The following is a 25,583-nucleotide window of genomic DNA, read 5'->3' as shown; positions in this document are numbered from 1 at the left end:
AAAAACAAGAGTACCGAGCCTAGGTTAACGATCCGTTTCTTCATCTGGCTATAAATATCCCGGGGGAGTCGCCCGGAACGGGCGGCGGGGGCAGAGCCCCCAATTCGACAGTGGCTCGGTGCGGGATCGGAAGGAAGTTAGCCCGCGCGCATGAGCATCCCAAACAGATCGCGGGGATCGTCAGGGTCGGCCAGCATGTCCAGCGGCTCGAAGAAGTCAGTCTCCGCGACTGCGCTCTTGATGACGCGCAGAGCCGAGAAGTCCTCAATAGCGAAGCCGACACTGTCGAACAGAGTAATCTGTTTGTCGTCTGTCCGACCGCGTGCCTGACCGGTCATCACTTGCCACAGTTCAGTGACGGGATGATCATCCTCCAAAGCCTGAATTTCGCCTTCGATCCGCGTCTGCTCGGGGTATTCCACGAATATCTCCGAGCGCAAAAGGATGTCGCGATGCAGTTCGGTTTTGCCGGGGCAATCGCCGCCAATCGCGTTGATGTGGACGCCCGGGCCGACCATGTTATCGGTCAGGATCGTGGCATATTTCTTGTCCGCGGTGCAGGTGGTGATGATCTGCGCGCCCTCAATCGCCTCTTCGGCGGTTTCGCAAGGCACTACGTTCAGGCCTTTGCCTTGCAGGTTGGCAGCGCATTTGGCGGTGGCGTTCGGGTCCGTATCGTAGAGCCGCACGGTGTCGATGCTGCACATGGCCTTGAAGGCCAGGCATTGGAATTCGGACTGCGCGCCATTGCCGATCATGGCCATGGTGGTGGCACCCTTGGGGGCCAGATACCGACCGACCAAAGCCGATGTCGCCGCCGTCCGCAGGGCGGTCAGGATGGTCATCTCGGTCAGAAGGGTCGGGTAGCCCGTGTAGACATCCGCGAGCAGTCCAAAGGCCGTTACTGTTTGCAGCCCTTCAGACGTGTTCTTTGGATGGCCATTGACGTATTTGAACCCGTAGGCCTCACCATCCGATGTCGGCATGAGTTCGATCACCCCATGCGGGGAATGCGCCGGAATCCGCGGGGTCTTGTCAAAGCTTTCCCAGCGTTTGAAATCGGCCTCGATCTGCTCAGCGATCCTTATGATCAATTTTTCAACGCCGACATGGTGAACCAGCCGCATCATGTTGTCGACGGAAACAAAGGGCACCAGGGCCTTGTCAGAAGGTGCAGTCATCAGAAACTCCGAGTGGGGCGGTCAAAGATCCGGCGTCCCATCAGGGATGCGGCCAAGTCGACCATGAGTTTTGCGGTGCGTCCGCGTTCATCCAGAAAGGGGTTCAACTCGACCAGATCGAGTGAGCAGACCAGCCCGCTTTCATGCAGAAGCTCCATGACCAGATGGGCTTCGCGTTCGGTGGCGCCTCCGGGCACGGTGGTTCCGACAGCGGGGGCGATCGCGGGGTCGAGGAAGTCGACATCTAGTGAGACATGAAGCATGCCGTTCTCAGCCCTCACGCGGTCCAGAAAGGCCATGAGAGGCGCCTTGATCCCGTGCTCGTCAATGCTGCGCATATCGGCCAGCATGGCGTGGTTCTTCTCAAGCGCGGCGCGTTCAGCGGGATCGACCGAACGCAATCCGATCATACCAACGCGATTGGTTGGAACCACCGCAGGCAAGGGTGGAAAATCCTCGAACCCGTGTTGACCGGTGAAATAGGCGACAGGTGTTCCATGCAGGTTGCCGCTGTCTGTACTGCCGGGGGTGTGAAAATCGCTATGGGCGTCCAGCCACAGAACGAACAGAGGCCGGTCGATGCGCTGTGCATGATCCGCCATTCCGGCCACGGTTCCCATCGACAAGGCATGATCGCCGCCCATGAAGATTGGCACACCTTGGGGCGAGACTTCGGCAGCGACTCGGGCCAAAGCCTGCGTCCACCCAATGCACTCGGGCAGGGCGAAAAGGTGGGAGTGGTCCGGGGTCTCCACCGCATCCGGGGCGGCATCTCCGTAGTCGATCACCTTATGACCAAGATCCGCAAGCGCGCGATCCAGCCCGGCCACACGGTAGGCATCCGGCCCCATTCGGCAACCCTGCCGACGCTTGCCCGCGTCCATGGGGGCGCCAACCAAAACTATGTTCTTCGTATCCATATGCTTCATGTAACGTGGCAGTCTGTCTTGCGTGAAGAGAGCAAATTGCTCAATAAGAAAGATGAGTATCCGAAAAGGAAGCTATTCATGGACGATTTGGATAACAGGCTGCTCAGCGCTCTACACCGGGATGCGAGGGCGTCGCTGTCTGAACTGGCCGAGACGCTTGGCGTCACGCGCACGACCGTTCGTAGTCGGCTGCAACGCCTCAAGCAATCGGGCGAGATCGTGGGCTTTACCGTTCAGACCAGGCGCGATGTGGCGCAAAGCCCGGTCCGGGGCCTGATGATGCTTGAGATCGAGGGGCGCGGGACCGAACGCACAATGGCCCGTATCGGAGCTCTACGGCAGGTGCGCGCCGTGCATTCGACAAATGGAAGCTGGGACCTGATCGCTGAAATCGGTACGGACACGCTGGCCGAACTCGACGAGGTCTTGTTCCAGATCCGCCGCATGGAAGGGATCACTCGGTCCGAGACAAACCTTCTGCTGTCCACGCGCAAGGGAAGGTTCTGAAAACGCTGCGTGAAACGGGCCGTTACGCTTTGTCGGCCAAGGAAATTGTGCCACAGTCGGCGGGGATACAGGCGGGATTTATCGAAGATGACCACTCAGCAGCACGAACCACGGGCCGTGCAATTGGCCGAAAAGATCACCGCATTCCTTGAGAAGCCATGGGTCCGCATCGCCATCCCGATCTTTGTGACTCTGATTGCATTGACGGTTCTGCATGAGCTGTCCTCGCATGTGAAATGGGCGGATGTGCAATCGGACATCTCGGATACGTCTTGGCGCGTGATGTTTTATGCTCTGTGTTGGACGGCGGTCAGTTTCTTTTCGCTGTCTCTATACGATGTCTTCGCCGTGCAAAGCGTGGCAGACGGAGAGGTCCCTCTGCCGGTTGCAGGAATGGCCGGAGCCAGTGGCTATGCGGTGTCCAACTGTTTGGGCTTTTCCTACATCACCGGAACGGCCATCCGATACCGGATATACGCGTCTCTGGGCCTTGATCTAAGCCGCGTTGCCGGGGTAATCGCCACGTCCTGGGTGGCATTCTGGACGGGGCTGGTTTTGGTCCTCGGCTTGCTTTTGACCTTTCATCCTGACGGTATCTCGAACGCGCTGCCTATCAGCGCGACGGTTGAGACCGCCATCGGGTTGGGTCTGCTAGGCGCGTTGATCGCGATTTTTGTCTGGCTCTCCACCGGTGGGCGTCGGTTAGAGGTTCTGGGGATCGGCTTCCAACTGCCGGGTGGCAAGCTGGCCTCATGCCTGACGCTGGCGGCGATTGGCGATCTGGTCGGGGCCTCCATGGTCCTTTACGTGCTGATGCCGGACGACCTTGGGGTTGGGTATCCGTATTTCTTTACCATCTTCATCGCCGCGATTGCCGTTGGGATTGTCAGCCATGCGCCGGGCGGTATCGGCGTGTTTGAAGCGACGCTGATCGCGGGGCTGGGGGCCTCGGGGCGATCAGATGTCATTGCGGCGCTGCTGCTTTATCGCGTCGTATACACGTTCCTTCCTTTCGCCATAGCCAGCCTGTCCATCGCCGTTGCCTCGGCGCTGACGCAGCGCCACAGGATCATCGGGGCGGGGACATGGGTGTATCGCGCCATTCGCCCTATCGTGCCGATGGTTGCGGCTGGGGTGACGGCTGTTGCCGGAATCATCCTGTTGGTCTCGGGCGCGTTGCCGACGGACAGCAAAAGCCTAGGTGCTTTGCGCGAGGTTTTGCCATTGTCCTTTGTCGAGGCCTCGCATCTGGCTGGCAGCGCCGTGGGTGTGCTGCTGCTGCTTGTGTCGCGCGGGTTGTTCCGCAAGCTCTACCGCGCGTGGGTGGTCGCGATGTTGCTGATGGTCGCGGGCTTTGCCGCGTCTCTGGCCAAGGGTTTGGATACGCATGAGGCGTTGGGCATGTTGGCCACGATCGCCGTTTTGGCGCTGTTCCGTGGTGCGTTCTACCGTGTTAGCGGCGCGTCGATCTTCCGGTTGAACATCCCTTGGCTGGTCAGCGTTATGGCGCTGCTCGCTGTCATCTTCTGGATTGGCCTGTTCGCCTATTCCCACGTACAATACCAGAACGCGCTGTGGTGGGAGTTCGCTTGGAATGGCGATGCCTCCCGTTTCCTGCGCTCCAGCCTTGTTGTAGCAGTCATCCTCGGGATTGTGGCCCTGACGTCGTTGTTCGGGCGCGAGATCCCGGCGCCTGTGCGGACGGAAATCCCAGAATGCGTCGAAAGACTGGTGATGGAAAGCGAAGATACCGAAGCCCAGATTTCCCTGACCGGTGACAAGCAATTCCTGATTGCACCCGATGAGTCCGCGTTCATCGCCTATGCCGACACCGGCAATGCCATCATCTCAAAGGGTGAGCCTGTGGGCGATGAAAAGGCCGGCAAGCAACTGGTCTGGCAACTGCGTGAAATGGCGGATCGAGAAGGAAAGCTGTGCGCCTTCTACAGCGTCTCGACCAAGTACCTGCCGACCTTTCTGGACCTTGGCTTGTCGATCCTAAAAATCGGAGAGGTTGCGCGCGTACCGTTGAAAGACTTCTCGCTGGACGGCAAATCCCGCAAGCGCTTCCGTCAGGCCAAGAACCGGGCCGAGCGGGAAGGTTATGTGTTCGAGATCATTCCAAAAGAAGACCTTGCGCCCAGTCTACCGGAGCTGAGGGCGATTTCCGATCACTGGCTGGAGCAAAAAGCAGGGGCCGAGAAAGGTTTCGCCTTAGGTGGTTTTGACGATGACTACTTGTCCTACTTCGACCACGCCGTGTTGCGGAACGAAGAAACCGGTCAGATCATGGCTTTCGCCAACCTGTTTCAAGGTGGCCAAAAGTCCGAGCTTTCTCTGGACCTGATGCGCTACGAACCGGACAGCCCCAGCTTCGTCATGGATGCCTTGTTTGCCGAGATGATGTCCTGGGGGGCCGAGCAAGGGTTCCATTGGTTCTCACTGGGTGCAGCGCCGTTTTCAGGGATTGAGAACCGTCAGCTTGCCTCCCTTTGGAACCGGATCGGCGGGTTCGTCTATGAACATGGTGAGCAATTCTATCACTTCGAAGGGCTGCGCGCGTTCAAACAGAAGTTCGATCCGGAATGGAGCCCGAACTATCTCGCCAGCCCCGGAGGGCTTGCTGCGCCGCGTATCCTGTATGAGGTGAACATCCTGATCTCGGGCGGTCTGCGGGGCCTAACTAAGTAGCGCGAGCGTTTCGGGTTTAGCTTGAGACGCCAATACCCTGCCATGCCTCCGGCATTCTCGGGACATTGGCGTCGCCCATTGATTAAAGTGAAACCCGAAACGCTCTAGTTCAGGCTAGCGCGGGTTGGCGTTTCCTGCAGCAGGTCGCCCCAATCGGTGCGATAAGCCATCTCGGCCAGAACGGTATCAGGCAGGAACTCTCTGTTCTCGCGAATCTGCCAACCGCCTCCGAGACCTTTGTAAACGGCGACGAGATTGCTGGAGACCTGTTGGCGCGCCTCGATCAGATTGGCCTGAGACCGCAGCAGGGCCGTCTGCGTGTTCAATATGCGGGAGTAGTCGGCGATCCCGTCGGTGTACTGATTGACGGCGATCTCTGCCGCCTTGCGCGAGGCATCGACGCTCTGCTGATAGAACCCGACCTGCTTTCGCGCCTGCGCATAGGCGACCATGGCGCTTTCGACCTCGGAATAGGCGGTCAGAACGGTGTTCTGGTAGTTGGCGATCAGCGCCTGATAGGCGGCATCCTGCGCCCGGACGTTGTTCTTGATGCGGCCATAGTTCAGGACGTTCCAAACGACGCCCGCGCTGGCAAGGCCCGTTGTGCTGTTCGAGCTGAACAGGTTCCGCCCGCCCGAGGCCTGCAACCCGACCGAGCCGGACAGAATGAACTGCGGATAGAGGTCCGCCATGGCAATGCCGACCTCGGCCGATTGCGTGGCTGCGGCCAGTTCCGCGGCCCTCACGTCCGGACGGCGGCGCAGCAACTCAGCCGGGACGCCAACGGCGACGTTGGACCGGGCCGAGGGGATGCGACCGGAATTGCCCAGAAGGCTGGACATGCGTGACGGGGTGGCCCCCAGCAACACGGCCAGAGCGTTCTTGGTTTGCTGAAGATCGCTCTCAAGCTCGGGCACGAGGGCCTTGGTGTTGTTCAGCAGAGCCGTCGATTCCTGCACGTCTAACTCGGTGGTGATCCCGTTGTTGAACCGCAATTGAGTCAGGTCTGCCGATTCCTGCTGTAACTTGATGTTCTCACGCGCGACGCCCAGCGACTCCTGCAAAGCGCGGATATTGACATAAAGCGCGGCGACATCACCCGTCAGCGTCACCAGCGCGTCGTCATAGTTCGCCACCTGCAACGCTAAATTCGATCGCGCCGCCTGAACACCACGCCGCTGCGCCCCCCAGACGTCCAATTCCCACTGCGCATCAAACCCGGCCTGAGAGGTCGAGAATTCGGTATCCAGCGGAATGATCCGGTTGATATCGGCAATGGGCCCGAGATTGTCGCTGATCTGTCGCCGATCTGTTGAGGCCCCGAGGACCTGCGATTGCGGATACAACTCGCCAAAGGCGATGCCCAACTGTGCCCGCGCTTGCAGGACCCGCGCGCCAGCGACCTGTAGTGACAGGTTCTGGGCATAGGCCTCGGCGATCAGTTTGTTGAGAGTGGGGTCATTGAACGTCTCCCACCATTTCACGACCGGCGCGCTGCGTGAGGTAAGGCCGCTTTGCCCGGTGCTGGGACTGTTCACCTCGATCCACTGTTTCACGACCGGAGAGTTCGGGCGCACGAAATCAGGACCAACTGGCGCGCAGGCTACCAGAAACGCGGCGCACAGGGCTGTTCCCATCAAGTGTCGAAAGGGGGTGGCCCGTGTCATGATGCGCGTCCTCAAATGTCTAGCGGTCGAATGAAATTGGCGAAGGAATACAGGCGGATATTGATGCGCCGCAGAAACTCGAAGCTTTTGCCCTGACCGGTGTAGATCGCCACGGCGGCGTGGCCGCCAGCGGGCAGGATGTGCTCTTCTGGCAGATCGACCGTGATCTGTACCGCAATTCGTCCGGGCAGCTTGGGCAGCTCAAAGCCGGGCAGGCGGCCTGAGGGCAGGTACTGACCCTGACGGGTGGCCCACCAGATCGCTTCGACCTTGCCGGTTAGGATTTCACCGGGATAGAGGTCCAAGGCGACTTCAACCTCTTGGCCTACTTCAACAAATTTCAGGTTCTGCTGGCGGAAGGTGGCCAAAAGATAGGGGCTGTCTTCGGTGACGAAACTGGCAATCGCACCCAGACGAATGTCACCCACCACCAAACCCGGACGGGCCTGTTGCGAGACGATCATGCCGTTTTCCGGCGCGTAGATCGTGGTGTTATCCAGAAAGTACTGGGCCTCGGACAGCTGCGCCTGTGCTTGCAGGATGCCCGTGTTTACGCCATCGATCTGCGAGGCCAGTGCCAGATTTGCCTTCTCAAGATTGGCTTCGGCCTGTTTGACCGAGGCGGTGTCCTCGGATACCTGTTCGTTCCAGCGATCCAGCTCATCCTGACGAGCACCGCCTGCGGGCACCAGATTTTCGTACCGCGCCTGTTCGGTCAACGCGTAGGCCAGTTGCGCATTGGCGCGCTCGACGGCTTCGGTTTTGGCAATGACATCCTGTTCCAGAATTTTGGCGTTCTGCTCGGCGGCAACCAGTTGTGCCTTGGCATTGTCGACGGCGAGCGAAAACACGGTATCGTCAAAGCGATAGAGCGGGTCACCTTTGGTGATTTGCGTGTTCGGCTCGACCAGAACCTCGGTGAGAATCGTCGGCTGGGTCAGTTTTGGCACGATCTGAATCGTAGATCGCACGACATGGCTGTCGACCGAGAAGGGCTGAAAGAAGCGCAGCGCGACGAGGAAGATCAGCAGCAAATGCGCACCGACCCAGAATGACACAATTCCCCAGGCGATGTTGAACTTGAGCCACTCCATCTTGAAGAAGATGAACCAGACGAAAATGATGTAAAACAGCGTAATGCCGAGGGCGACGAACATGTCTGAGTGTTTCCTTTGGCCTTAGCTTTTCTGCGTCTCGTCAGGCGCAGCCTGGTATTCTTCTTTGACCGTACCGCCAAGGCGTTCGATATCCTTGCGGATTGCGTCTTTCTCCTCGTCCGGACCGCGACGCATGTCGACCGTCACGCCGTCATGGAACGCCCACATGAAGGCATGAACCCACGGGACAACGGCCAAAAAACCCATCCATCCCATGATCTTGACGGCTTCGGCATGTGGATGATTGCGCTTGATCGCGATCCGTCCAGGCAGCCCCATAAGGAAGAGAAACAACGCCATAACCGCTGCCAGAAGCAGGATCAGTGCCACGAATGTCAGATAGTCGTAGTAGCCTAGCGGCTGCCCCAAAAGTCCCATGCTCGATGCCTCCTGTCGGGAAGGTTGTCTCATCCTCAGACGTAGGCCCCTGTCTCGTCAATGACTTTGTGATGGGACCTAGCGTTTCCGAACCCGAGGCAGTGCGGATCAGTCAGGACAGACGATCAGACCCGTGCCCCATTCTGCACATTTTGCCGAGAGGTCGAGCGTAAGCGGCTCATCGGTGTAGAAGCCATCAATCTCGGCCAGCGAGGTGATGCGGGCAGGGGCAAGCCGCTGGAATTTTGAGTGATCGGCCACCAGCAGCGTGCGCCGGGCCTGCGCGATGATCGTCTGGCTGACTTGGACTTCCTGAAAGTCGAAATCCAGCAGATCACCTTCGGGGTCCAGCGCCGAGCATCCGATCACCGCATAGTCGAACTTGAACTGAAGGATCGTTGAGACAGTAAGGTTGCCCACCAGCCCTCCGTCCGAGCGACGAAGGACACCACCCGCCAACACAATCTCGCAATCGGGGTTTTCGACGAGAATATTGGCGACGTTCGTATTGTTCGTAACCACCATCAGGTCCTTGTGGTTCAGCATCTGCCGCGCCACGGCCTCGGTCGAGGTGCCGATATTCATGAAGACCGACGCTCCGTCCGGAATGTCATTGGCACATGCCTTCGCCATTCGGGTCTTGGCGTCTGCATTCAGGGTGCGGCGATCCTCATACCCGATGTTGGAGACGCCGGAGCGCAAGACAGCCCCGCCATGTACGCGGTCCAGCTTCCCGACATCGGCCAGCTCGGACAGGTCCCGGCGGATTGTCTGGACCGTCACGCCAAACCGCTCGGCCAAACCGTCAACAGTAACGCGGCCCTCAGTGCTGGCGATCTCAAGAATGTCGGATTGGCGGAAAGAGAGCGACATGTGTGGACCCATTCAGATGATGTGCTTTCGTTTTTCTTCTTTTGGTCGAAATTAGCAAGCGGCCATGCGAAATTTTCATAGTTGTGTTGCAAAACGAAAATAAACGAACATAAACATTGATAACACGAATGCAGTGCTGATTAATGCGCGCAACCAGATTGGATAGGGAATCACAAGCCATGCAAGCGACAGACGATCAGATCAGCGACCTGTTCATCATCGGCGGTGGGATCAATGGATGTGGCATCGCACGGGATGCTGCGGGGCGGGGGCTGTCTGTTACCTTGGCCGAGATGAATGATCTTGCTTCAGCGACGTCATCAGCCTCGACCAAACTGTTTCATGGCGGTCTGCGCTATTTGGAGTATTTTGAGATCCGACTAGTGCGCGAGGCGCTGATCGAGCGTGAGACGCTGCTGCGCGCCATGCCTCATATCAGTTGGCCAATGCGCTTTGTGCTGCCCTATCACAAGGACATGCGCTTTGACTCCGAGACGCCTACATCGAAGCTGCTCAGCACTGTCATGCCTTGGATGCGCGGGCGTCGCCCCGCGTGGCTGATCCGTCTGGGTCTATTTATGTACGACAACCTTGGGGGGCGTAAAATTTTGCCGGGAACGAAGTCGCTGGATCTGCGAAGCGCTCCGGAAGGTGGTCCTTTGCAGGGCAAGTTCGAAACAGCCTATGAATACTCGGACTGCTGGATCGAAGATGCGCGGCTGGTGGTGCTCAACGCGCGCGACGCCGAATCTCGCGGTGCGCGGATCATGGTGCGGACCGAAGTTGTCTCGGCCGAGCGTGTTGATGACCTGTGGCATGTCACCATCCGCGATCGGGCGACCGGGGAAAGCCAAGTGGTCCGTGCGAGAATGCTGATCAATGCAGGCGGTCCGTGGGTAGGGGATATCATCCAAACCAAGATCCGGGTGAACTCGCGCGAGGGGGTTCGTCTGGTGCGCGGCAGTCATATCGTGACAAAGAAGCTGTACGATCACGACAAGTGTTACTTCTTCCAAGGCGAGGATGGCCGCATCATCTTTGCCATTCCCTATGAGCAGGATTTTACCCTGATCGGTACGACGGATCAGGACCATTCGGATCCCTCTGAGCCTCCGGTCTGCACCGAGGTCGAACAGACCTACTTGTGCGAGTTCGCAACCAAGTATTTCAAGAAACCGGTGACGCAGGACGATATCGTCTGGACCTATTCGGGCGTACGGCCGCTCTATGATGATGGGGCCAGCAGCGCGACGGCGGCGACGCGGGACTATACCTTGAAGGTCGATGCGCAGGGTGGGGCGCCTGTTTTGAACGTGTTCGGAGGCAAGATCACGACATACCGTCGTCTGGCGGAAAGCGCGCTTGAAAAAGTCGCCGAGCATTTCCCAAACCTGCCCGGACCCTGGACAGCAGGCGTGTCTTTGCCTGGTGGGAACTTTCCCGTCGATGGCGTGCAGGACCTCACGCAGACGTTGACCCAGGACTATCCGTTTCTTACTGAAAAATGGGCGGCTCGTTTGATCCGCGCATACGGGACAGAGGCGCGTGCCGTGTTGGGGGAGGCAAAAGACCTCGCTGATTTGGGTGAAGACTTCGGCGCAACCCTCACCGCGCGAGAACTCGAATGGCTGATGGACAAAGAATACGCCCGCAGCGCCGAGGACGTGGTCTGGCGTCGCAACAAGCTGGGGCTGCGGTTGAGTGCCGATCAGATCGCCCGCATTGACCAGTGGATGTCATAGCGGTTGAAAACGGACGACGAAGCCTGAAAACAAAAAGCCCCGCCGATTTGGCGGGGCTTTGTCTTAGGCGGTTTTCTCGGACGGGCCGGGATCATTCTTGCTGCCCTTGATCCATTCCCGCAGACCCTGCATCAAGGCGTAGAGGACTGGCACAAGGATCACGCCGACCAGCGTGGCGGCCAACATGCCGCCGAACACGGCGACCCCAATGGCCTTCTGGCTCGCCGCCCCCGCGCCATTGGCGGCCAGTAGCGGGACAACCCCCAAAAGGAAGGACAGCGCCGTCATCATCACGGCACGGAAACGCTGATAGGCGGCCTCGGCTGCGGCGTCCTTGATCGAAAGGCCTTTGGCGCGTTGCTCCATCGCGAACTCGACGATCAGAATGCCGTTCTTTGAGGCAAGCCCCACCAGCATGATCATCCCGATCTGCGTATAGAGGTTGATGTCACTGCCTACGATCGCGACGGCCGCGACCGCACCGAACAGGGCGACAATCACCGACAGTAGGATCGATACCGGCAAGGTCCAGCTTTCATATTGGCCTACCAAGAATAAGTAGCCAAACAGGATCGCCAGCCCAAGGATCACGATGACCAGACCGCCCGAGGCCAGCTGCTGCTGTGCCGTGCCGGTCCATTCGAACGCATAGCCGGGGGGCAGGGCGGTTGCGGATTCCTCGGTCATCACATTGATTGCGTCACCCGTGGACAGACCCGGAGCGGGCACCGCCGTCACCGTTGCCGACCGGAACAGGTTGTGCCGCTTCAGCAAGACCGGCCCCAACACGTTTTCCACGTCAATCAACGTGCCCAAAGGAACCATCTCACCCTGTTGCGAGCGGACATAAAGGTTCGAGATATCCTCGACATTATCGCGATAGGTACCATCAGCCTGAATCATCACGCGGTAGACACGACCGAACAGGTTGAAGTCGTTCACGTAGTAAGATCCCAGTTGCGCCTGCATCGTCTGGAAAATCTCGGCGACCGAGACCTGCAGGGTCTTGGCCTTTTCCCGATCCAGATCAACAAAAAGCTGCGGAACGTTGGCGCGGAAGGTTGTGTAGGACTGGCCGATCTCGGGCCGCTGGTTCGCCGCGTAAACGAACGAGCCAACAGCCGAAGCCAGATCCTGAGGTGTGCCGCCACCGGTCTGCTGCACCTCCATCTCGACACCGGCCGACATGCCGAGGCCCTGAATGGGCGGCGGGTTGAAGGCCACGATCGAAGCCGCGGATTCCCCGTTCGCAATTGCAAGCACCTTGGCGAGGATGGCGTCGGCGCTCAGGTCTTCTTCCTGACGGTCGGCCCAGTTTTCGAGGTTGACGAAGATCGCCGCGCCGTTGGTCGTGGTGCCGTTCAGCAGCGAGAAGCCGTTGATCAGAACGGTGCTGGCAACGCCCGGAATTTCGCGGATCTGGTCGTCCACACGGGCCGAGATCGTCTCGGTCCGTTCCAGCGTCGCCGCATCGGGCAGTTGGATATCCACAAACAGATAGCCATTGTCCTCAAGTGGGATAAACCCGCTGGAGGTGTTGGACATGATCGTCCCGGTTCCCATCCCCAAGGCGACTATAACACCCAGCGCGACAATCGGCAGGATCAGCAATTTGCGTACGATGGCGACATAGCCGTTTCGGACGGTTCCGATCAGACCTTCGAACAGCGCCAGCAGTCCTTTGGGCGGACCGGAGCGTGCGCGTAGAACCAGGCCACACAGGGCAGGCGACAAGGTCAGAGCGTTGATGGATGAGATCACAACAGCCGTCGAAATCGTCACGGCAAACTGCGAATACAGCCTGCCAGAGATGCCGGGCATGAAGGTCACCGGCACGAACACGGCCAGCAGAACCAACGTTGTCGCGATAACAGGGCCGGTGATCTGGCCCATTGCCTTACGGGTCGCTTCGGCGGGGGGCAGCCCCTCATCCGCGATGATCCGCTCGACGTTTTCGACGACCACGATGGCGTCATCTACTACGATCCCGATGGCCAGAACCAAAGCGAACAGCGAGATCGTGTTGAGCGACATTCCGAAGGCCAGCAAAAAAGCGAATGTCCCGATCAATGAGACCGGGATCGCCACCGCTGGAATGATTGTCGCTCGCCAACTGCCCAGGAACACGAACACCACCGAGATCACTAGAATGAAGGTCAGGATCAGCGTCGAGACCACATCGTTCAGCGAGGCTTCAACGAAGTCTGTGGTGTTGAAGGGGACACTGTATTCCACGTCTGTGGGGAAAGACCGGGACAGGCGGTCAAGCTCGGCCTGCACCCGCTCGGACACGGCAAGCGCGTTAGCGCCGGGGGCCTGGTAAATGCCGATCACGGTCGCCGGCACCGCATCGAAATAGCCGGAGGCCGCATAGTACTCGGCGCCCAATTCAACGCGTCCAATGTCACGTACGCGCACAATGGAACCGGCGTCACCCGTTCGAATTACGATGTCACCAAATTCTTCTGCCGATGTCAGGCGCCCTTTGGTTTTGATCGTGTATTGAAAGGTCTGTCCCTCGGGCACCGGAGGCGCACCGATTGAGCCTGCGGAGACTTCGATATTCTGTTCGCGAATGGCATTGATCACATCGCCGGGCGTGATCGACAGAGCGGCCATCTGGTCGGGATCCATCCAGATCCGCATGGCGTATTCCAGATTGGTCAGAACGTCCGCCTTACCTACACCCTGAACCCTCGCCAAAGCGTCTTTCAGGTTGATCGAGGCATAGTTGGACAGAAACACGCTGTCATATGTGCCATTGGGCGAGGTCAGCGTGACCAGCAGCAGCATGTTGGTTGATGCTTTCTGCGTCACCACGCCGGATGAGGTTACCTCGGACGGAAGTGACGACATAGCCTGCGCCACGCGGTTCTGCACGTTGACCGAGGCGATATCTGGGTCAGTGCCGACCTCAAAGGTAACGTTCAACGAATAGGAGCCGTTGTCGGATGAGGTCGACGTCATGTAGATCATGTCGTCCACACCATTGACCTGCGCCTCGATGGGCGCGGCGACGGTGTTTTCCACGGTCTCGGCATTGGCGCCGGTATAGGTGGTCGAGACGCTGACAACCGGAGGTGTGATGTCCGGGAACTGGGCGACCGGCAGAACCATATAGCCGATACTGCCCATGATCGTCAGGACGAGAGAAATGACAAGCGCCAGCTTGGGCCGGCTGATGAACAGGGCTGAGAACATGCCTTATTCTCCCGGCTGCTCGGACGCGACAACCGCGTCCACCGCCACGCCGGGGCGCACGCGTTGCAGGCCCTCGACAATCACGCTTTCACCTTCGCGCAGACCTTCCGAGACGATTATGGCCGTGCCCACGGAGTCGCCGGTCGTGATATAGCGCTGTTCGACCATCTGCTGGTCATTGACAACCAGTACGAACTCGCCGCGCTGGTCACGCTGTAATGCTGCCTGAGGGATCAGGACCTGAAGGGTCGGCTCCAGTGCCTCGATCTGCACATTCACGAACGCGCCGTCGATGATCAGGCGATCTGCGTTGTCAAACTCGGCCCGCACCGTAATGGCGCCGGTCAGCGGGTCGATACGGTTGTCTACAAAGACGATCTCACCGGTTTCATCCAGCTCGGTTCCGTTCGGCAGAATGACATGCACATTGGGGCTTTTGTTGCTTTCCGCCAGAGAGGCAGCACTTTCACCAACCTGTTGAAGAACCGAGGTAAACTGTTTCTCATTCAAGGAGAAATTCACGTAGATTGGCGCTTCGCTGACCAAGTTAACCAGCGGTGGGTTCGTGGGGCCAACCACATCGCCTACACTCGTGGTGACCCGGCCTAGGCGACCGGTAAAGGGCGCGTGGATCTCGGTATAGCTGAGGTCCAGCTCAGCTTGCTGAATAGCGGCGTTTGCGGCTTTGACCTCGGCCTCGGCGACCAGTTCGTTGGCACGCGCGATGTCACGTTCTGACTCTGGGGTTGCGTCGCGTCTAAAGAGTTCCTCTTTCCGCGCGAGATCGACCTTGGCCAGCTCCAAATTGGCTTCGGCGCGGTCAAGATCTGCTTTTCGCGCCTCAAGCGTCGCCTCATAGAGGTCCGGTTCGATCTTGAACAGCAGATCGCCCTCGGTCACCAGGGCGCCATCTTCGACCTCCTGACTATCAAGAAATCCGCTGACGCGCGCGACGATGTCGACCTTATTGATGGCTTCTGCACGGCCGATAAAGCTTGCCTCGTCGGTGATCTCTTCGGTGTAGGCTGCGGCGATCGACACTTTTGCGGCGGGCGCTTCACTTTCGTCTTGCGCAAGTGCCGGATAGCCAAAACCGATGCATGACAAAATGACTAGAGGGCGGCACAGAGCGGTGACAGCACCACGAGACCGGTTGCGGGGCTGCTTCAGAGCGACGGACATGTCAAAAGCCTCATACATTTCAAAAAACTGAGCCTATACGCAGCCTTAAAAAGCGACGAGTCGGCAGAACTTGAGGGCAGGATGGCCGTTTTGCAAACATATCTCAAGGTGATTGAAGGGTTGGGATGGTTGGTGGGTTGCGAAAATCCCGTGCAACCAGACCGGTTTACGGAGTGCGTGCTGTTTGAAGGGCCCAAAAGAAAGGGGGCCGTCGAGGCCCCCGTTTCAGAACTTCATGCAGCTTGTGTCAGTCGCGCGTACCCGCAAATTTCTCCTGCCACTCTTCACGGTCCTCGTCGGCGATCTTGGCGAACAGGACATCAGGTACCGAGAACGCATGACCTGCGGGCAGGGCGTTCAGCGCAGCCTCGACATCTTCGGGCCAGCTTGTATCCAGCGTATTCATTGCACTAAGCATCTTGGCTGAAGCGTCGGGAATAAAGGGCGCGCTCAGAACCGCGTAGAGGCGGATCAGGTTGAGGCCAAGGCGAACTTGCGCTGCCGCCTGTTCGGGGTCTTCCTTAAAGGTCGACCACGGGGCTGCGGATTGCAGATATTCGTTACCGGCCACCCAGATCGCCCGAAGCTCTTGCGCGGATTTGCGGACTTCCATGGCCTCCATGTGGCCTTCGTATGCGCGGACGCGGCGGGTGATGTCGGCGATCAGTTCTTGTTCACGCGCGCCAAAGGTGCCGCCTTCGGGCACGGCTTCGCCAAATTTCGAGCGGCAGAACTTGGTGATCCTGCTGACGAAGTTGCCCAGAACATCCGCAAGGTCTTTGTTCACCGATTGCTGGAAATTCTCCCAGGTGAACTCACTGTCGCTGCTTTCCGGCGCATGACTCAGCAGCCACCAGCGCCAATAGTCGGCGGGCAGAATGGCCAGAGCCTGATCCATGAACACGCCTCGGCCCTGAGAGGTCGAGAACTGACCACCGTCATAGTTCAGATAGTTGAAGGATTTCAGGTGGTCGACCATCTTCCACGGCTCGCCTGAACCCAAAATGGTGGCCGGGAAGCTAAGCGTGTGGAAGGGCACGTTGTCCTTGCCCATGAACTGCACGTAACGCACGTCGTCCGCACCTTTGTCGGTGCGCCACCAGCGTTCCCAATCCGCATCCGTCTTGCCATTCGCGTCGGCCCATTCCTTGGCGCATGCGATGTATTCGATTGGTGCATCGAACCAGACATAGAAGACTTTGCCCTCCATACCGGGCCAGTCCTGATCACCTTTCTTGACCGGAACACCCCAGTCCAGATCGCGGGTGATGCCGCGATCCTGCAGGCCGTCTCCGTCATGCAGCCATTTCTTGGCAATGGATGTGGTCAGGATCGGCCAGTCAGTCTTGCTGTCGATCCAGGCATCCAGCTGATCCTTCATCGCCGATTGGCGCAGATACAGGTGCTTGGTCTCGCGCACTTCAAGATCAGTCGAGCCGCTGATCGCGCTGCGAGGCTCGATCAGGTCTGTCGGGTCCAATTGCTTGGTGCAGTTCTCGCACTGGTCACCCCGCGCGCGGTCGTAGCCGCAATTGGGGCAGGTGCCTTCGATATAGCGGTCAGGCAGGAACCGGCCATCGGCATTCGAGTAGACCTGTTTTTCACTGACCTCACGGATCAGACCGGCCTCATCCAACTTGCCAGCGAAGTGCTGCGTCAGGTGGCGGTTCTGTTCGCTGGACGAGCGTCCAAAGTGATCGAAGCTCAGGCCAAAGCGTTTGGCGATATCGGCCTGCACGGCATACATATTGGCGCAATACTCGGCGACGGGCTTGCCCGCCTTGGCAGCGGCCAGCTCGGCCGGGGTGCCGTGTTCGTCAGTGGCGCACAGGAACATGACCTCGTTCCCACGGCCACGCTGGTAGCGTGCGTACAGGTCGGCAGGCAATTGCGAGCCGATCAGGTTGCCGAGGTGCTTGATCCCGTTGATGTAGGGGATCGCCGAGGTGATGAGAATTCGAGCCATTTTGCGTGTCCACGTAACTGTCTGCGCGCCCGTCTACCTTATGTGACCCGTTAGCAAAAGAGTGGGTTTGGCATGGAGGATACGAAAACCATGATTGCGGTCGAAAAAAACCGCGACTAAATTGTCGATTGTATTCCGGCACGGGCCGGCGCTACCGTTCAGGCGGCCAATTGATTTCCGGTCTTTTGATTTCACTGCACGACGTTCTGCGCTTGCTTCATGCAAAAGAACTGCGATTTCACGGTGTTTGTTTATGTTCGATTTTCTTCTCCAAAGCGCATTCACGCCCTTTACGATGGCGCTTGCGCTGCTGTTTGGCCTGTTGGCGGCCGAGGTCATCGCCGCGCTTTGTGGTGCAGTCTTCTGGCCAGCGAAGGTCTGACCGACCTGAAGGCCCCCGGTCTGAGTGTTGCGGATTTCGATCTTGATATCGAAGCAGGCATTGATCTGAGTGCGTTGGAACTGGCCGAGATCGAGTGCGAGGCTCCGGCGGCCTCTGCAACAGGAACTCTGACGCGGTTGGGGATTGACGATGTGCCGGTCATGATCTGGCTGGTGGTCTTGCTGGCCGGTTTTGCGATGTCTGGGGTTGGCGTTCAACTGATCGTCGAGGATCTGTTGGGCTCTGATTGGCCTGTTGGGTTGGCCACCATCCCGGCGGGTATTTTTAGCCTTTGGTTTGCGCGCGGTTTCGGCCCGGTTTTCACTCGTTTGTTGACAAAAACCAAAACGGACGGAATGCCTGAACGGGAGCTGGCACGGTGCAGGGGGGTAGTGACCCAAGGCTCTGCGTCGCGCGGACGACCGGCTGAGGTGCGTGTCATGGATCGGTTCGGCAATGCGCATTACGTGAAGGCAGAGCCGTTGCAGGACCGGGACACGCTTGAGCAAGGCACGGACGTTCCTGTTCTGCGGGACAGATTCCTTGACCGTTTCGTGCTGGTCGGACTGTCCGATAGAACAGATCTCCAATCCTTAGAACCATAGCACCAAGGGTGTCTCGTCGCTGCCTCTATTCCTCGCGCGAGCGTTTTAACAAGCGCCCAATCGTAAAGGATGTTCTGGGGGCATAGACATAGTTCGTCCGCTCCTCTGGGGTGGGGCGTGAACGCATACGGGCCAGACCAAAGACGATCAGACCCAAATGACCAACAGCGACAAAGGCAAACAGTGCGCCCGGGCCGAATTTTTCGATCAGTGTGGATGAGACGTAGGGTGAGGCAATCGCGCCCAGCGCGTACCAGAACATCAGCGCTGCAGACAGCTCGACCCGTTGTTCAGTGGTGGCAAAGTCGTTGGCATGGGCCGAGGAGACCGAGAAGATTGGGAAGGTGGTGAAGCCGAACACCCATGCCGCCAGCATCACCCCGAGCGTCCCTGTGTTGCTGGCCATCATGGTTATTCCACAACTCAAAACCGCAGCGGCAGACAACCAGATCAGCACCCAGCGCCGGTCATATTTATCCGCAAGCCATCCCATCGGGTACTGCGCCATCGCGCCACCCAAAACAAATGAGGCGAGGAAGAAGGCGATCTGATCTATGCCCAGCCCGACTTCTTGCCCGTAGACAGGGCCGACCATACGGAATGAGGCAGAGCTGAGCGCAGCAACGATGACTCCGGCAACCGCCAAAGGAGAGCTGCGCCAGGCCAGTTTGGGGCGCAGACGCGGTGCGTCAGGGGTTGCGGGTTGGCTGGCGCGTGTCAGGGTCAGCGGCAGCAAGGAGGCACAACACAGGATCGCCAGCAGATTGTACGAGACGTAAGAGGCAGGCGGCAGCACAGCGATGATCAACTGCGCACACAGTGATGCACCCATATCGGCGATGCGATAGGTGCCCATGGCGCGCCCCCGGGTCTCATTTGTGACTTTCGCGTTCAGCCATGCCTCGATCACCGTGTAACACCCGGCGACACAGGTGCCGGACGCTATCCTGAGGAAGGCCCAGACATAGGGGTTTTCGGTCAGGGTATGGCCAATCAGACCCATCGCGCCCAGCGCGGTGCAGACAGCAAAGGCACGGGAATGCCCGACGCTGCCCATCAGACGCGGAGCCCACCAACAGCCGACAAAGAAACCGATGAAATGCGCCGAGCCTAGCAGACCGATTTGTTCGGTCGTGAAATTCAGCGTGATGCCGGAAATGGCATCGAGCGGCCCAACGCCACCGGTCGACAGTTGCAGCAGAATGACAGAAAGGAATAGGGCGGCAAAGGAAATGATCGTGCGCATGATGGGTCCACCTTGGCGAGGCCTTCAAACAATGCGCGCAGCTATTCGACGTCAAGGAGTCGTTTTTGAACTTTCGCCTTTGGTCAGAGGCGGCTGATTTCGGCGCGAATGTCCAGTGTGACGGTGTCATTCACCAGATCGGGATAGCCCGAGGCGCCAAAGTCGTGCCGGTTCAGCGCGCCCTTCAGGCTGATCGACAGGCGATCCAGATCACCCGCCGCTGTGCCCTGCGGACGGTAGAGGCTGGCTTGCAATGTGATCGGACGCGTCACTCCCCGAACTGTCAGGTCCCCGGTGATACGGGCCCCGTCCGAGATGCGTCCATCCTGCCCAAGCTCGATCCCGGTTGAGACGAAGGTGATGGTCGGATGGCTTTCGGCGTCCAGTACACTGGGACTGAGCATGGGCGCGCGCGCAAAGGGCAGACGGGTTTTGGCTTTGCTCACGTCCAATGCCACCTGCACCCGGCTGTTTTGCAGGCGTGTCGTATCCACTTGAACATCCGCTGTCCGGATCGGCATGGTGCCGTTTTGCGAAACGCCGGACAGATCGAAGCTAAAGCCAACCTTCGTGCCACTATCCGACAGCGCATAGGGTCTGAGCGCTGCATGCAGCGCTTGGGCGAAGGGTAGGGTCGCCAGCCCCGTAAGAACGGCACGTCGGGTCAAATCTCTCATGACCGGACGCTAGGGCGCGCGGCCCCTTGGACCAACAAAAAAATGCGTGATTAGGTGTGTTCAGTCCACGGCGGCGATCTGGTCAAGCTGCAGCCCGGCGCGCGGTTTGATCTGCGTGGCGATCCAACTGACCGGAGGCAGGGCGCGGGCGCGGCGGCGGGTCAGGGTCCAGCGGCGCGCCTCGCCCTGATGTGCGGCGGCCATGTGCCAGCGGGTCTCGATCCCTTGCGCACCTCCATCACCGGGCGTCAGCAGCAGGCCTAGCGGGGCCCGCCCCATGGTGCCGCCCTGTTCGGCGGCCAGATGCATCCGGCGCACGGGCGTCAGCCCCGGCGCGCCGGGCAGATCCCCAACGATCAGCGGGATGGCCCCGCTGCGCAACGCTTCTTCCATGCACCACAGCAGGTCCTCGGCGCGGGTGGGGCGGACAAAGATGAACCGGGCGGGATCGGCAAAAGGCATCATCCCGTCGGGGTTCAACTGCCCGGACTCCCATGCGGGGGAAATCCATAGGACCGGCCCCTGCATCTGACCGGCCAGCCACATGGCAAAGCTGCGCCGCGCGGGGCCGCAGCCTTCATGCACGCGCCCCAGTTGCAGGGTGATCCCATCCTGTAGCGTAACCCCCGGCGCGGCGCGCGCGGGCTTTTGACCAAGAAGCTGAACAGACATGAGTAACTCATATCATGTTCTTATTTTGTTCTCAAGCGTCACACGTGCCTAGCGCGACAGGATCATACGCCCGTCGGTGAACTGGATGTTCGAAAAACGATGCAGGTAGTCCATGCCCAGCAGCGACTTGTGTAAATCACCTTCGTTGATCCAGGCCGAGACATTCTGGTCGGTGATTGGCCCCACCGTCAGCGTGTCCAGCCGTACCGGAGCGGTCCGAACCTCTCCATTGGCGGTAAGGGCACGGCCAAAGTAGTTCAGCTGGTTCGGGTCAATCCCCGCGCGCCTGGCGTCTTTGTCGCTGAGAACAATTTGGCTGGCTCCGGTATCGACCAGAAAGGTGATCGGCTCTCCGTTCACTTGAACCGACAGATAGTAATGCCCGTCGGCTGATCGGGGCACCTCGATCGACTCACCCGTCACCGTCATCTGCGGAGCAGGGCCCACCGTTGTGCGGATATCTTCCCACAGGCCAACCACGGCCACGACACCCACGAAGATGAACACCCAGGCCATAACCTGCTGCAGGGTTTTGTTCAGCGATTGGCGGTTCTGCGCCAGGAACCAGAACACAACGGCTGTGCCCAGCACGCTGAGGTAGACCAAACGCATTACATTGTCGGTGTCCATGCCCAATTCCTTACTCGCTACACAGCAGTATATGGGGGGTCAGGACGCGAATCCAAAGGCCTTGAGGCCATCCAGAATGAACTGAACCGACAAAGCCGCCAGCAACATACCCAACAGCCGGGTCAGGACGTTCAACCCGGTCTTGCCCAGAATGCGGCCGATCAACCCGCCAGCCAGAAAGAAGATCAGGACAACAGACATCACCGCAAGCATGACGATACAAGCCTCGACAATGCCCAGCACGCCGGGATGCTGGCCGGCCAGCAGGATGATCGTCGCGATTGAACCCGGCCCCGCGATCAGCGGAATGGCCAGAGGGAACACGGACGGGTCGGGATGTTCCTCTTCCTCGGCCCGGTCTTCGCGGCGTTTGGTGCGGCGGTCGAACAGCATGTCCAGCGCGGTGAGGAACAGCAACGCCCCGCCCGCAACGCGGAAGGCGGCCATCGAGATCCCGACAAAGCCCAACAGCGCCTCGCCAAAGGCGGCAAAGGCGATCAGGATGAAGACGGCGGTCAGGCAGCTGCGAATGGCTGTTTTGCGCCGGGTCCTGGCATCCATGTCCTGCGTCAGTGCTACGAAGATCGGCGTGGTGCCGAACGGGTCGATCACCACGAACAAGGTGGTGAAGGCGGTAATGAAAAAGGCCAGATCCATCATGCGGCATTCTCGGCTTGTTCAAGGCGTTCCGCTGCGGCCACCCATAGGGTCTCGGCTTTTTGCATGGCTTCCGAGACCTCGGCGAATTTGCGGTTCCAGGTCTCAAGATCGTTGATCCTGTCATCCTCATACAGCGCCGGATCCGCCAGCTTGGCCGAGAGTTTCTCGTGCATATCCGTCAGCTTTTCAATCCGGTCCTCGCATTTACGTAGATCGGCGCGCAGGGCGAGCATCGCCTCGCGAGACGGGCGTTTGGGCTTTGCAGCCTGCGGCTTTGTTTTGACTGGCTTGTCCCGGGCCAACAGCATCGCGCGATAGGCCTCGAGGTCGTCGTCGAACGGCTTGACCGTCCCGTCCGAGACCAGCCACAACCGATCCGCCACCAGCGACAGCAGGTGCATATCGTGGCTGACCAGCACAACCGCACCGGAATAGGCGGTCAGCGCCTCGACCAGAGCCTCTCGGCTTTCGATATCGAGGTGGTTGGTCGGCTCGTCGAGGATCAGCATATGCGGCGCGTCGATTGTGGCGAGCAGCAGAGACAGACGGGCTTTTTGCCCGCCGGACAGGCGCACAACCTCTGTCTCGGCTTGATCGGAGTTCAGGCCAAACCCGGCCAGACGCGAGCGCCATTTGCCCGGCGCCTCGTCCGGGCGCAGACGGCGCAGGTGGTCCAGAGGGGTTTCATCCACATACAGCTCATCTACCTGATGCTGCGCAAAGTAACCGATCCGCAGCTTGTTGCTGCGGGCCATTTTGCCAGCCATCAGGGGCAGCCGGTCCGACAGCAGCTTGGACAGGGTCGACTTACCCTGACCGTTCTTGCCCAGCAGCGCGATCCGGTCGTCCTGATCAATGCGAAGGTTCAGACGGCGCAGCACTTCGACCTCGCCATAGCCGGTTACACCACCTTCGATTTGAATAATCGGGGGCGACAGTTCCTCGGGCTCGGGGAAGGAAAACGCGCGCAGGGCGGCCTCTTGCGGTGTTGAGACCAGCTGGATGCGTTCAATCATTTTCAGGCGGGATTGGGCCTGAACAGCTTTGGACGCCTTGTAGCGGAAGCGGTCCACGAAGCTTTGAAGATGAGCGATGCGGGCCTTAGCCTTGGCGTTCTCCGACTCCGCTTGTGCCAGACGTTCGGCACGGCGCTCGGCGAACTTGTTGTAGGGGACTGCGTAGTAGGTGAGCTTGCGATCTTCCAGATGCAGGATCGAACCTACGGCCCGGTTCAAAAGACCGCGGTCGTGGCTGATGATGATGACCGTATGCGGATATTTCGCCAGATAGCTCTCCAGCCACAACGCGCCTTCGAGGTCGAGATAGTTGGTCGGTTCGTCCAGCAGCAGCAGGTCGGGCTGCGAGAACAGCACCGCCGCCAGCGCCACGCGCATCCGCCAACCGCCCGAGAAATCGGAACACGGGCGCAGCTGGTCGTCGTCATCAAAGCCCAGACCTTTGAGGATCGAGGCCGCGCGCGCCTCGGCCGACCAGGCGTCGATATCCGCCAGTCGGGTCTGGATCTCGGCGATGCGAGCGGGGTCTTCGGCGCTTTCAGCCTCAACCATCAGCGCGCTGCGTTCGGTGTCGGCGGCCAGAACTGTATTGATAAGCGACACGTCGGACGAGGGCACCTCTTGCGCCACGCCACCAATCCGGGCGCGTTTCGGGATCGAGATATTGCCTGATTCCAGTGCCAACTCCCCCCGGATCAGGCGGAAGAGGGTGGTCTTGCCGGTGCCATTGCGGCCCACAAGGCCAACCTTGTGGCCATCTGGGATGGTTGCGCTGGCCCCGTCGAAAAGAGGGCGGCCCTCAACGGCGTAGATGATGTCTTCGATCCGTAACATGACGCGCTCTTAGCAGAGCCGTGATGCCGCCGCCAGCGGCTAAGCATGTTCAACCGACCAGCGATGTGTTAGCGCTTTCTCGTTTGCCAATTTGAAACGGTTTTGACCATGCGCGCGGCCCAGACGCCTCCAACTTTGATCACGCTGATCTTTGCTACGGCGCTGTCGGTTCTTTCGCTGAATATGTTCCTACCTTCGCTGGCGCATATGAGTGAGGATTTCGCGGTCGACTATGGCCTCGTGAACCTGTCAGTCGCGGGGTATCTCGCGGTTTCAGCCATACTTCAGTTGATCTTGGGGCCGCTGTCGGATCGCTACGGACGCAGACCTGTCCTGTTGATCTGCATGACGATCTTTGTTTGCGCTTCAATCGGTTGCGCCCTCGCCGAGTCGATCTGGCTATTCCTTGGCTTCCGTCTGTTGCAAGCCGTTGTGGTGGCGGGCTCAGTCTTGTCCAGCGCGTCGATCCGGGATCAATACCCGCCGAATGAGGCCGCCAGCAGACTTGGCTATGTCGCTATGGCAATGGCCTTGGCGCCGATGCTCGGGCCGATGCTGGGCGGGGCGCTTGATATGCTCTTCGGTTGGCGGGCAGGCTTCGTTTTGTATTCGCTGTTGGGGGCGGGACTGTTGACCTTGCTTTGGTTCGATATGGGTGAGACCAATACCAACCGCTCCTCGACTTTCGCTGCACAGCTGAGAGAATACCCGCACCTGTTCCGTGCCCGCAGGTTCTGGGGCTATGCCCTTTGCGCTGCGTTTTCGATTGGGGGGTTCTACAGCTTTATCACTGGCGCGCCATTGGTGGCCGCAGCGTGGTTCGATCTAAGCCCCGCGATGCTGGGCCTAGGCATTGGCATCATCACCGGTGGCTTCATGGTGGGAAATTTCATCACCGGACGCATCGCTGCTCGGACCCGGCTGACCACGATGATCCTGATTGGGCGGATCGTAGCCTCGACCGGCCCCTTCCTTGGGTTGCTTTTGTTTCTGGGCCAGTTGGGCTCGGTTTGGGTATTCTTCGGCTCGGCTGTCTGCGTAGGGTTTGGCAACGGCTTGACCAACGCCAACGCCTCCGCTGGCGTCATGTCAGTGCGCCCGAAACTGGCGGGTAGCGCCGCTGGGCTTTCGGGAGCGATGATCGTGGCACTAGGGGCTGTGCTGACCTCTATCACCGGAGCATTCGTCAACGCCGAAAACGGCCCGTATCTGGTTCTGGGCATGATGAGTGGCAGCAGTTTCATTGGCCTGCTTGCGGTGCTCTACGTTCGCCGTGTCGACCGTCTAGAGCCTTTGCCTGACACAATCTGAACCGCAAAGCGCGGGGCAAGGCATCATAAGACTTTCCATGAGCCACAGACCATGTTAGGCGGCGCGCGATGGATTT

Annotated in this window: 21 protein-coding genes; 6 read left to right on the top strand and 15 right to left on the bottom strand. The window is 59.2% G+C overall.

Features of this window, described 5'->3' with window-relative positions:
• Positions 1-137: 137 nt before the first annotated feature.
• Entirely contained in the window at positions 138-1,181 is a 1,044-nt protein-coding gene (locus tag ACRZ95_RS04230) for an ornithine cyclodeaminase (protein ID WP_170677718.1), read from the bottom strand.
• A complete protein-coding gene (rocF, locus tag ACRZ95_RS04225; protein WP_170677720.1) occupies positions 1,181-2,101 on the bottom strand; it encodes an arginase in 921 nt (306 codons plus the stop codon). Before rocF ends, ACRZ95_RS04230 begins: the two co-directional genes overlap by 1 nt.
• 87 nt (positions 2,102-2,188) lie before the next feature.
• Here rocF and ACRZ95_RS04220 point away from each other — a divergent pair, with 87 nt between their 5' ends.
• Entirely contained in the window at positions 2,189-2,617 is a 429-nt protein-coding gene (locus ACRZ95_RS04220; protein ID WP_170376662.1) for an Lrp/AsnC family transcriptional regulator, read from the top strand.
• A gap of 87 nt (positions 2,618-2,704) precedes the next feature.
• The gene (gene mprF, locus ACRZ95_RS04215; protein WP_170677722.1) at positions 2,705-5,308 is read left to right on the top strand and encodes a bifunctional lysylphosphatidylglycerol flippase/synthetase MprF; all 2,604 of its coding nucleotides are present in this window, start codon (positions 2,705-2,707) and stop codon (positions 5,306-5,308) included.
• Positions 5,309-5,412: 104 nt separating this feature from the next.
• Here the strand turns inward: mprF and ACRZ95_RS04210 are convergent, their stop codons facing one another.
• From ACRZ95_RS04210 to ACRZ95_RS04195, 4 genes are all read right to left on the bottom strand, one after another.
• A complete protein-coding gene (locus ACRZ95_RS04210; protein WP_170677724.1) occupies positions 5,413-6,975 on the bottom strand; it encodes an efflux transporter outer membrane subunit in 1,563 nt (520 codons plus the stop codon).
• Positions 6,976-6,986: 11 nt separating this feature from the next.
• The gene (locus tag ACRZ95_RS04205) at positions 6,987-8,132 is read right to left on the bottom strand and encodes an HlyD family secretion protein (RefSeq protein WP_170638894.1); all 1,146 of its coding nucleotides are present in this window, start codon (positions 8,130-8,132) and stop codon (positions 6,987-6,989) included.
• A gap of 21 nt (positions 8,133-8,153) precedes the next feature.
• Positions 8,154-8,510, bottom strand: coding sequence for a DUF3302 domain-containing protein (locus ACRZ95_RS04200; protein WP_170376673.1), 357 nt, complete (start codon positions 8,508-8,510; stop codon positions 8,154-8,156).
• A 108-nt stretch (positions 8,511-8,618) separates the two neighbouring features.
• Entirely contained in the window at positions 8,619-9,383 is a 765-nt protein-coding gene (locus ACRZ95_RS04195; RefSeq protein ID WP_170677727.1) for a DeoR/GlpR family DNA-binding transcription regulator, read from the bottom strand.
• Between the two features lie 179 nt (positions 9,384-9,562).
• Between ACRZ95_RS04195 and glpD the strand changes: the two genes are divergently transcribed.
• Positions 9,563-11,125, top strand: a complete 1,563-nt coding sequence (glpD, locus tag ACRZ95_RS04190) for a glycerol-3-phosphate dehydrogenase (protein ID WP_170677729.1) — start codon at positions 9,563-9,565, stop codon at positions 11,123-11,125.
• Between the two features lie 63 nt (positions 11,126-11,188).
• Here glpD and ACRZ95_RS04185 read toward each other — a convergent pair whose 3' ends face one another.
• The 3 genes from ACRZ95_RS04185 to metG form a co-directional block, all read right to left on the bottom strand.
• A complete protein-coding gene (locus ACRZ95_RS04185; RefSeq protein WP_170677731.1) occupies positions 11,189-14,326 on the bottom strand; it encodes an efflux RND transporter permease subunit in 3,138 nt (1,045 codons plus the stop codon).
• Between the two features lie 3 nt (positions 14,327-14,329).
• Positions 14,330-15,508 (bottom strand): efflux RND transporter periplasmic adaptor subunit, encoded by a 1,179-nt coding sequence (locus tag ACRZ95_RS04180; RefSeq protein ID WP_170469796.1) that lies wholly within the window; start codon positions 15,506-15,508, stop codon positions 14,330-14,332.
• 247 nt (positions 15,509-15,755) lie between these two features.
• Positions 15,756-17,474 (bottom strand): methionine--tRNA ligase, encoded by a 1,719-nt coding sequence (gene metG / locus ACRZ95_RS04175; RefSeq protein WP_170677733.1) that lies wholly within the window; start codon positions 17,472-17,474, stop codon positions 15,756-15,758.
• Positions 17,475-17,727: 253 nt separating this feature from the next.
• On the opposite strand from metG, the gene ACRZ95_RS04170 reads away from it, so the two are divergent.
• Both ACRZ95_RS04170 and ACRZ95_RS04165 read left to right on the top strand, forming a co-directional pair.
• Positions 17,728-17,856 (top strand): hypothetical protein, encoded by a 129-nt coding sequence (locus ACRZ95_RS04170; protein ID WP_480554567.1) that lies wholly within the window; start codon positions 17,728-17,730, stop codon positions 17,854-17,856.
• Positions 17,823-18,461, top strand: coding sequence for an OB-fold-containig protein (locus ACRZ95_RS04165; protein WP_480554565.1), 639 nt, complete (start codon positions 17,823-17,825; stop codon positions 18,459-18,461). Before ACRZ95_RS04170 ends, ACRZ95_RS04165 begins: the two co-directional genes overlap by 34 nt.
• 25 nt (positions 18,462-18,486) lie before the next feature.
• Here ACRZ95_RS04165 and ACRZ95_RS04160 read toward each other — a convergent pair whose 3' ends face one another.
• The 6 genes from ACRZ95_RS04160 to ACRZ95_RS04135 form a co-directional block, all read right to left on the bottom strand.
• Positions 18,487-19,707 carry an MFS transporter gene (locus tag ACRZ95_RS04160; RefSeq protein WP_170677735.1) on the bottom strand — a complete coding sequence of 407 codons (1,221 nt, stop codon included), beginning with the start codon at positions 19,705-19,707 and terminating at the stop codon, positions 18,487-18,489.
• Between the two features lie 83 nt (positions 19,708-19,790).
• Positions 19,791-20,384 carry a YceI family protein gene (locus ACRZ95_RS04155; RefSeq protein ID WP_170677737.1) on the bottom strand — a complete coding sequence of 198 codons (594 nt, stop codon included), beginning with the start codon at positions 20,382-20,384 and terminating at the stop codon, positions 19,791-19,793.
• Between the two features lie 60 nt (positions 20,385-20,444).
• The gene (locus ACRZ95_RS04150; RefSeq protein ID WP_170677739.1) at positions 20,445-21,056 is read right to left on the bottom strand and encodes a hypothetical protein; all 612 of its coding nucleotides are present in this window, start codon (positions 21,054-21,056) and stop codon (positions 20,445-20,447) included.
• Between the two features lie 48 nt (positions 21,057-21,104).
• The gene (locus tag ACRZ95_RS04145; protein ID WP_170677741.1) at positions 21,105-21,686 is read right to left on the bottom strand and encodes a TIGR02281 family clan AA aspartic protease; all 582 of its coding nucleotides are present in this window, start codon (positions 21,684-21,686) and stop codon (positions 21,105-21,107) included.
• A gap of 39 nt (positions 21,687-21,725) precedes the next feature.
• Positions 21,726-22,346: a MarC family protein gene (locus ACRZ95_RS04140; RefSeq protein WP_170677742.1), complete on the bottom strand. Its 621-nt coding sequence runs from the start codon at positions 22,344-22,346 to the stop codon at positions 21,726-21,728.
• Positions 22,343-24,196 (bottom strand): ABC-F family ATP-binding cassette domain-containing protein, encoded by a 1,854-nt coding sequence (locus tag ACRZ95_RS04135; protein WP_170677743.1) that lies wholly within the window; start codon positions 24,194-24,196, stop codon positions 22,343-22,345. Before ACRZ95_RS04135 ends, ACRZ95_RS04140 begins: the two co-directional genes overlap by 4 nt.
• Positions 24,197-24,304: 108 nt before the next feature.
• On the opposite strand from ACRZ95_RS04135, the gene ACRZ95_RS04130 reads away from it, so the two are divergent.
• Entirely contained in the window at positions 24,305-25,507 is a 1,203-nt protein-coding gene (locus ACRZ95_RS04130; RefSeq protein WP_170677745.1) for a multidrug effflux MFS transporter, read from the top strand.
• The last annotated feature ends 76 nt before the right edge of the window (positions 25,508-25,583 follow it).

The sequence above is a fragment of the Ruegeria sp. AI3 genome (genome assembly GCF_056541245.1).
This window is presented reverse-complemented; position numbering and strand designations above follow the sequence as displayed.

Excerpts from the sequence above, each read along its gene's own strand:
- ACRZ95_RS04230 (WP_170677718.1), bottom strand. The coding sequence starts at position 1,181 with ATGACTGCACCTTCTGACAAGGCCCTGGTGCCCTTTGTTTCCGTCGAC.
- rocF (WP_170677720.1), bottom strand. The coding sequence starts at position 2,101 with ATGGATACGAAGAACATAGTTTTGGTTGGCGCCCCCATGGACGCGGGC.
- ACRZ95_RS04220 (WP_170376662.1), top strand. The coding sequence starts at position 2,189 with ATGGACGATTTGGATAACAGGCTGCTCAGCGCTCTACACCGGGATGCG.
- mprF (WP_170677722.1), top strand. The coding sequence starts at position 2,705 with ATGACCACTCAGCAGCACGAACCACGGGCCGTGCAATTGGCCGAAAAG.
- ACRZ95_RS04210 (WP_170677724.1), bottom strand. The coding sequence starts at position 6,975 with ATGACACGGGCCACCCCCTTTCGACACTTGATGGGAACAGCCCTGTGC.
- ACRZ95_RS04205 (WP_170638894.1), bottom strand. The coding sequence starts at position 8,132 with ATGTTCGTCGCCCTCGGCATTACGCTGTTTTACATCATTTTCGTCTGG.
- ACRZ95_RS04200 (WP_170376673.1), bottom strand. The coding sequence starts at position 8,510 with ATGGGACTTTTGGGGCAGCCGCTAGGCTACTACGACTATCTGACATTC.
- ACRZ95_RS04195 (WP_170677727.1), bottom strand. The coding sequence starts at position 9,383 with ATGTCGCTCTCTTTCCGCCAATCCGACATTCTTGAGATCGCCAGCACT.
- glpD (WP_170677729.1), top strand. The coding sequence starts at position 9,563 with ATGCAAGCGACAGACGATCAGATCAGCGACCTGTTCATCATCGGCGGT.
- ACRZ95_RS04185 (WP_170677731.1), bottom strand. The coding sequence starts at position 14,326 with ATGTTCTCAGCCCTGTTCATCAGCCGGCCCAAGCTGGCGCTTGTCATT.
- ACRZ95_RS04180 (WP_170469796.1), bottom strand. The coding sequence starts at position 15,508 with ATGTCCGTCGCTCTGAAGCAGCCCCGCAACCGGTCTCGTGGTGCTGTC.
- metG (WP_170677733.1), bottom strand. The coding sequence starts at position 17,474 with ATGGCTCGAATTCTCATCACCTCGGCGATCCCCTACATCAACGGGATC.
- ACRZ95_RS04170 (WP_480554567.1), top strand. The coding sequence starts at position 17,728 with ATGTTCGATTTTCTTCTCCAAAGCGCATTCACGCCCTTTACGATGGCG.
- ACRZ95_RS04160 (WP_170677735.1), bottom strand. The coding sequence starts at position 19,707 with ATGCGCACGATCATTTCCTTTGCCGCCCTATTCCTTTCTGTCATTCTG.
- ACRZ95_RS04155 (WP_170677737.1), bottom strand. The coding sequence starts at position 20,384 with ATGAGAGATTTGACCCGACGTGCCGTTCTTACGGGGCTGGCGACCCTA.
- ACRZ95_RS04150 (WP_170677739.1), bottom strand. The coding sequence starts at position 21,056 with ATGTCTGTTCAGCTTCTTGGTCAAAAGCCCGCGCGCGCCGCGCCGGGG.
- ACRZ95_RS04145 (WP_170677741.1), bottom strand. The coding sequence starts at position 21,686 with ATGGACACCGACAATGTAATGCGTTTGGTCTACCTCAGCGTGCTGGGC.
- ACRZ95_RS04140 (WP_170677742.1), bottom strand. The coding sequence starts at position 22,346 with ATGATGGATCTGGCCTTTTTCATTACCGCCTTCACCACCTTGTTCGTG.
- ACRZ95_RS04135 (WP_170677743.1), bottom strand. The coding sequence starts at position 24,196 with ATGTTACGGATCGAAGACATCATCTACGCCGTTGAGGGCCGCCCTCTT.
- ACRZ95_RS04130 (WP_170677745.1), top strand. The coding sequence starts at position 24,305 with ATGCGCGCGGCCCAGACGCCTCCAACTTTGATCACGCTGATCTTTGCT.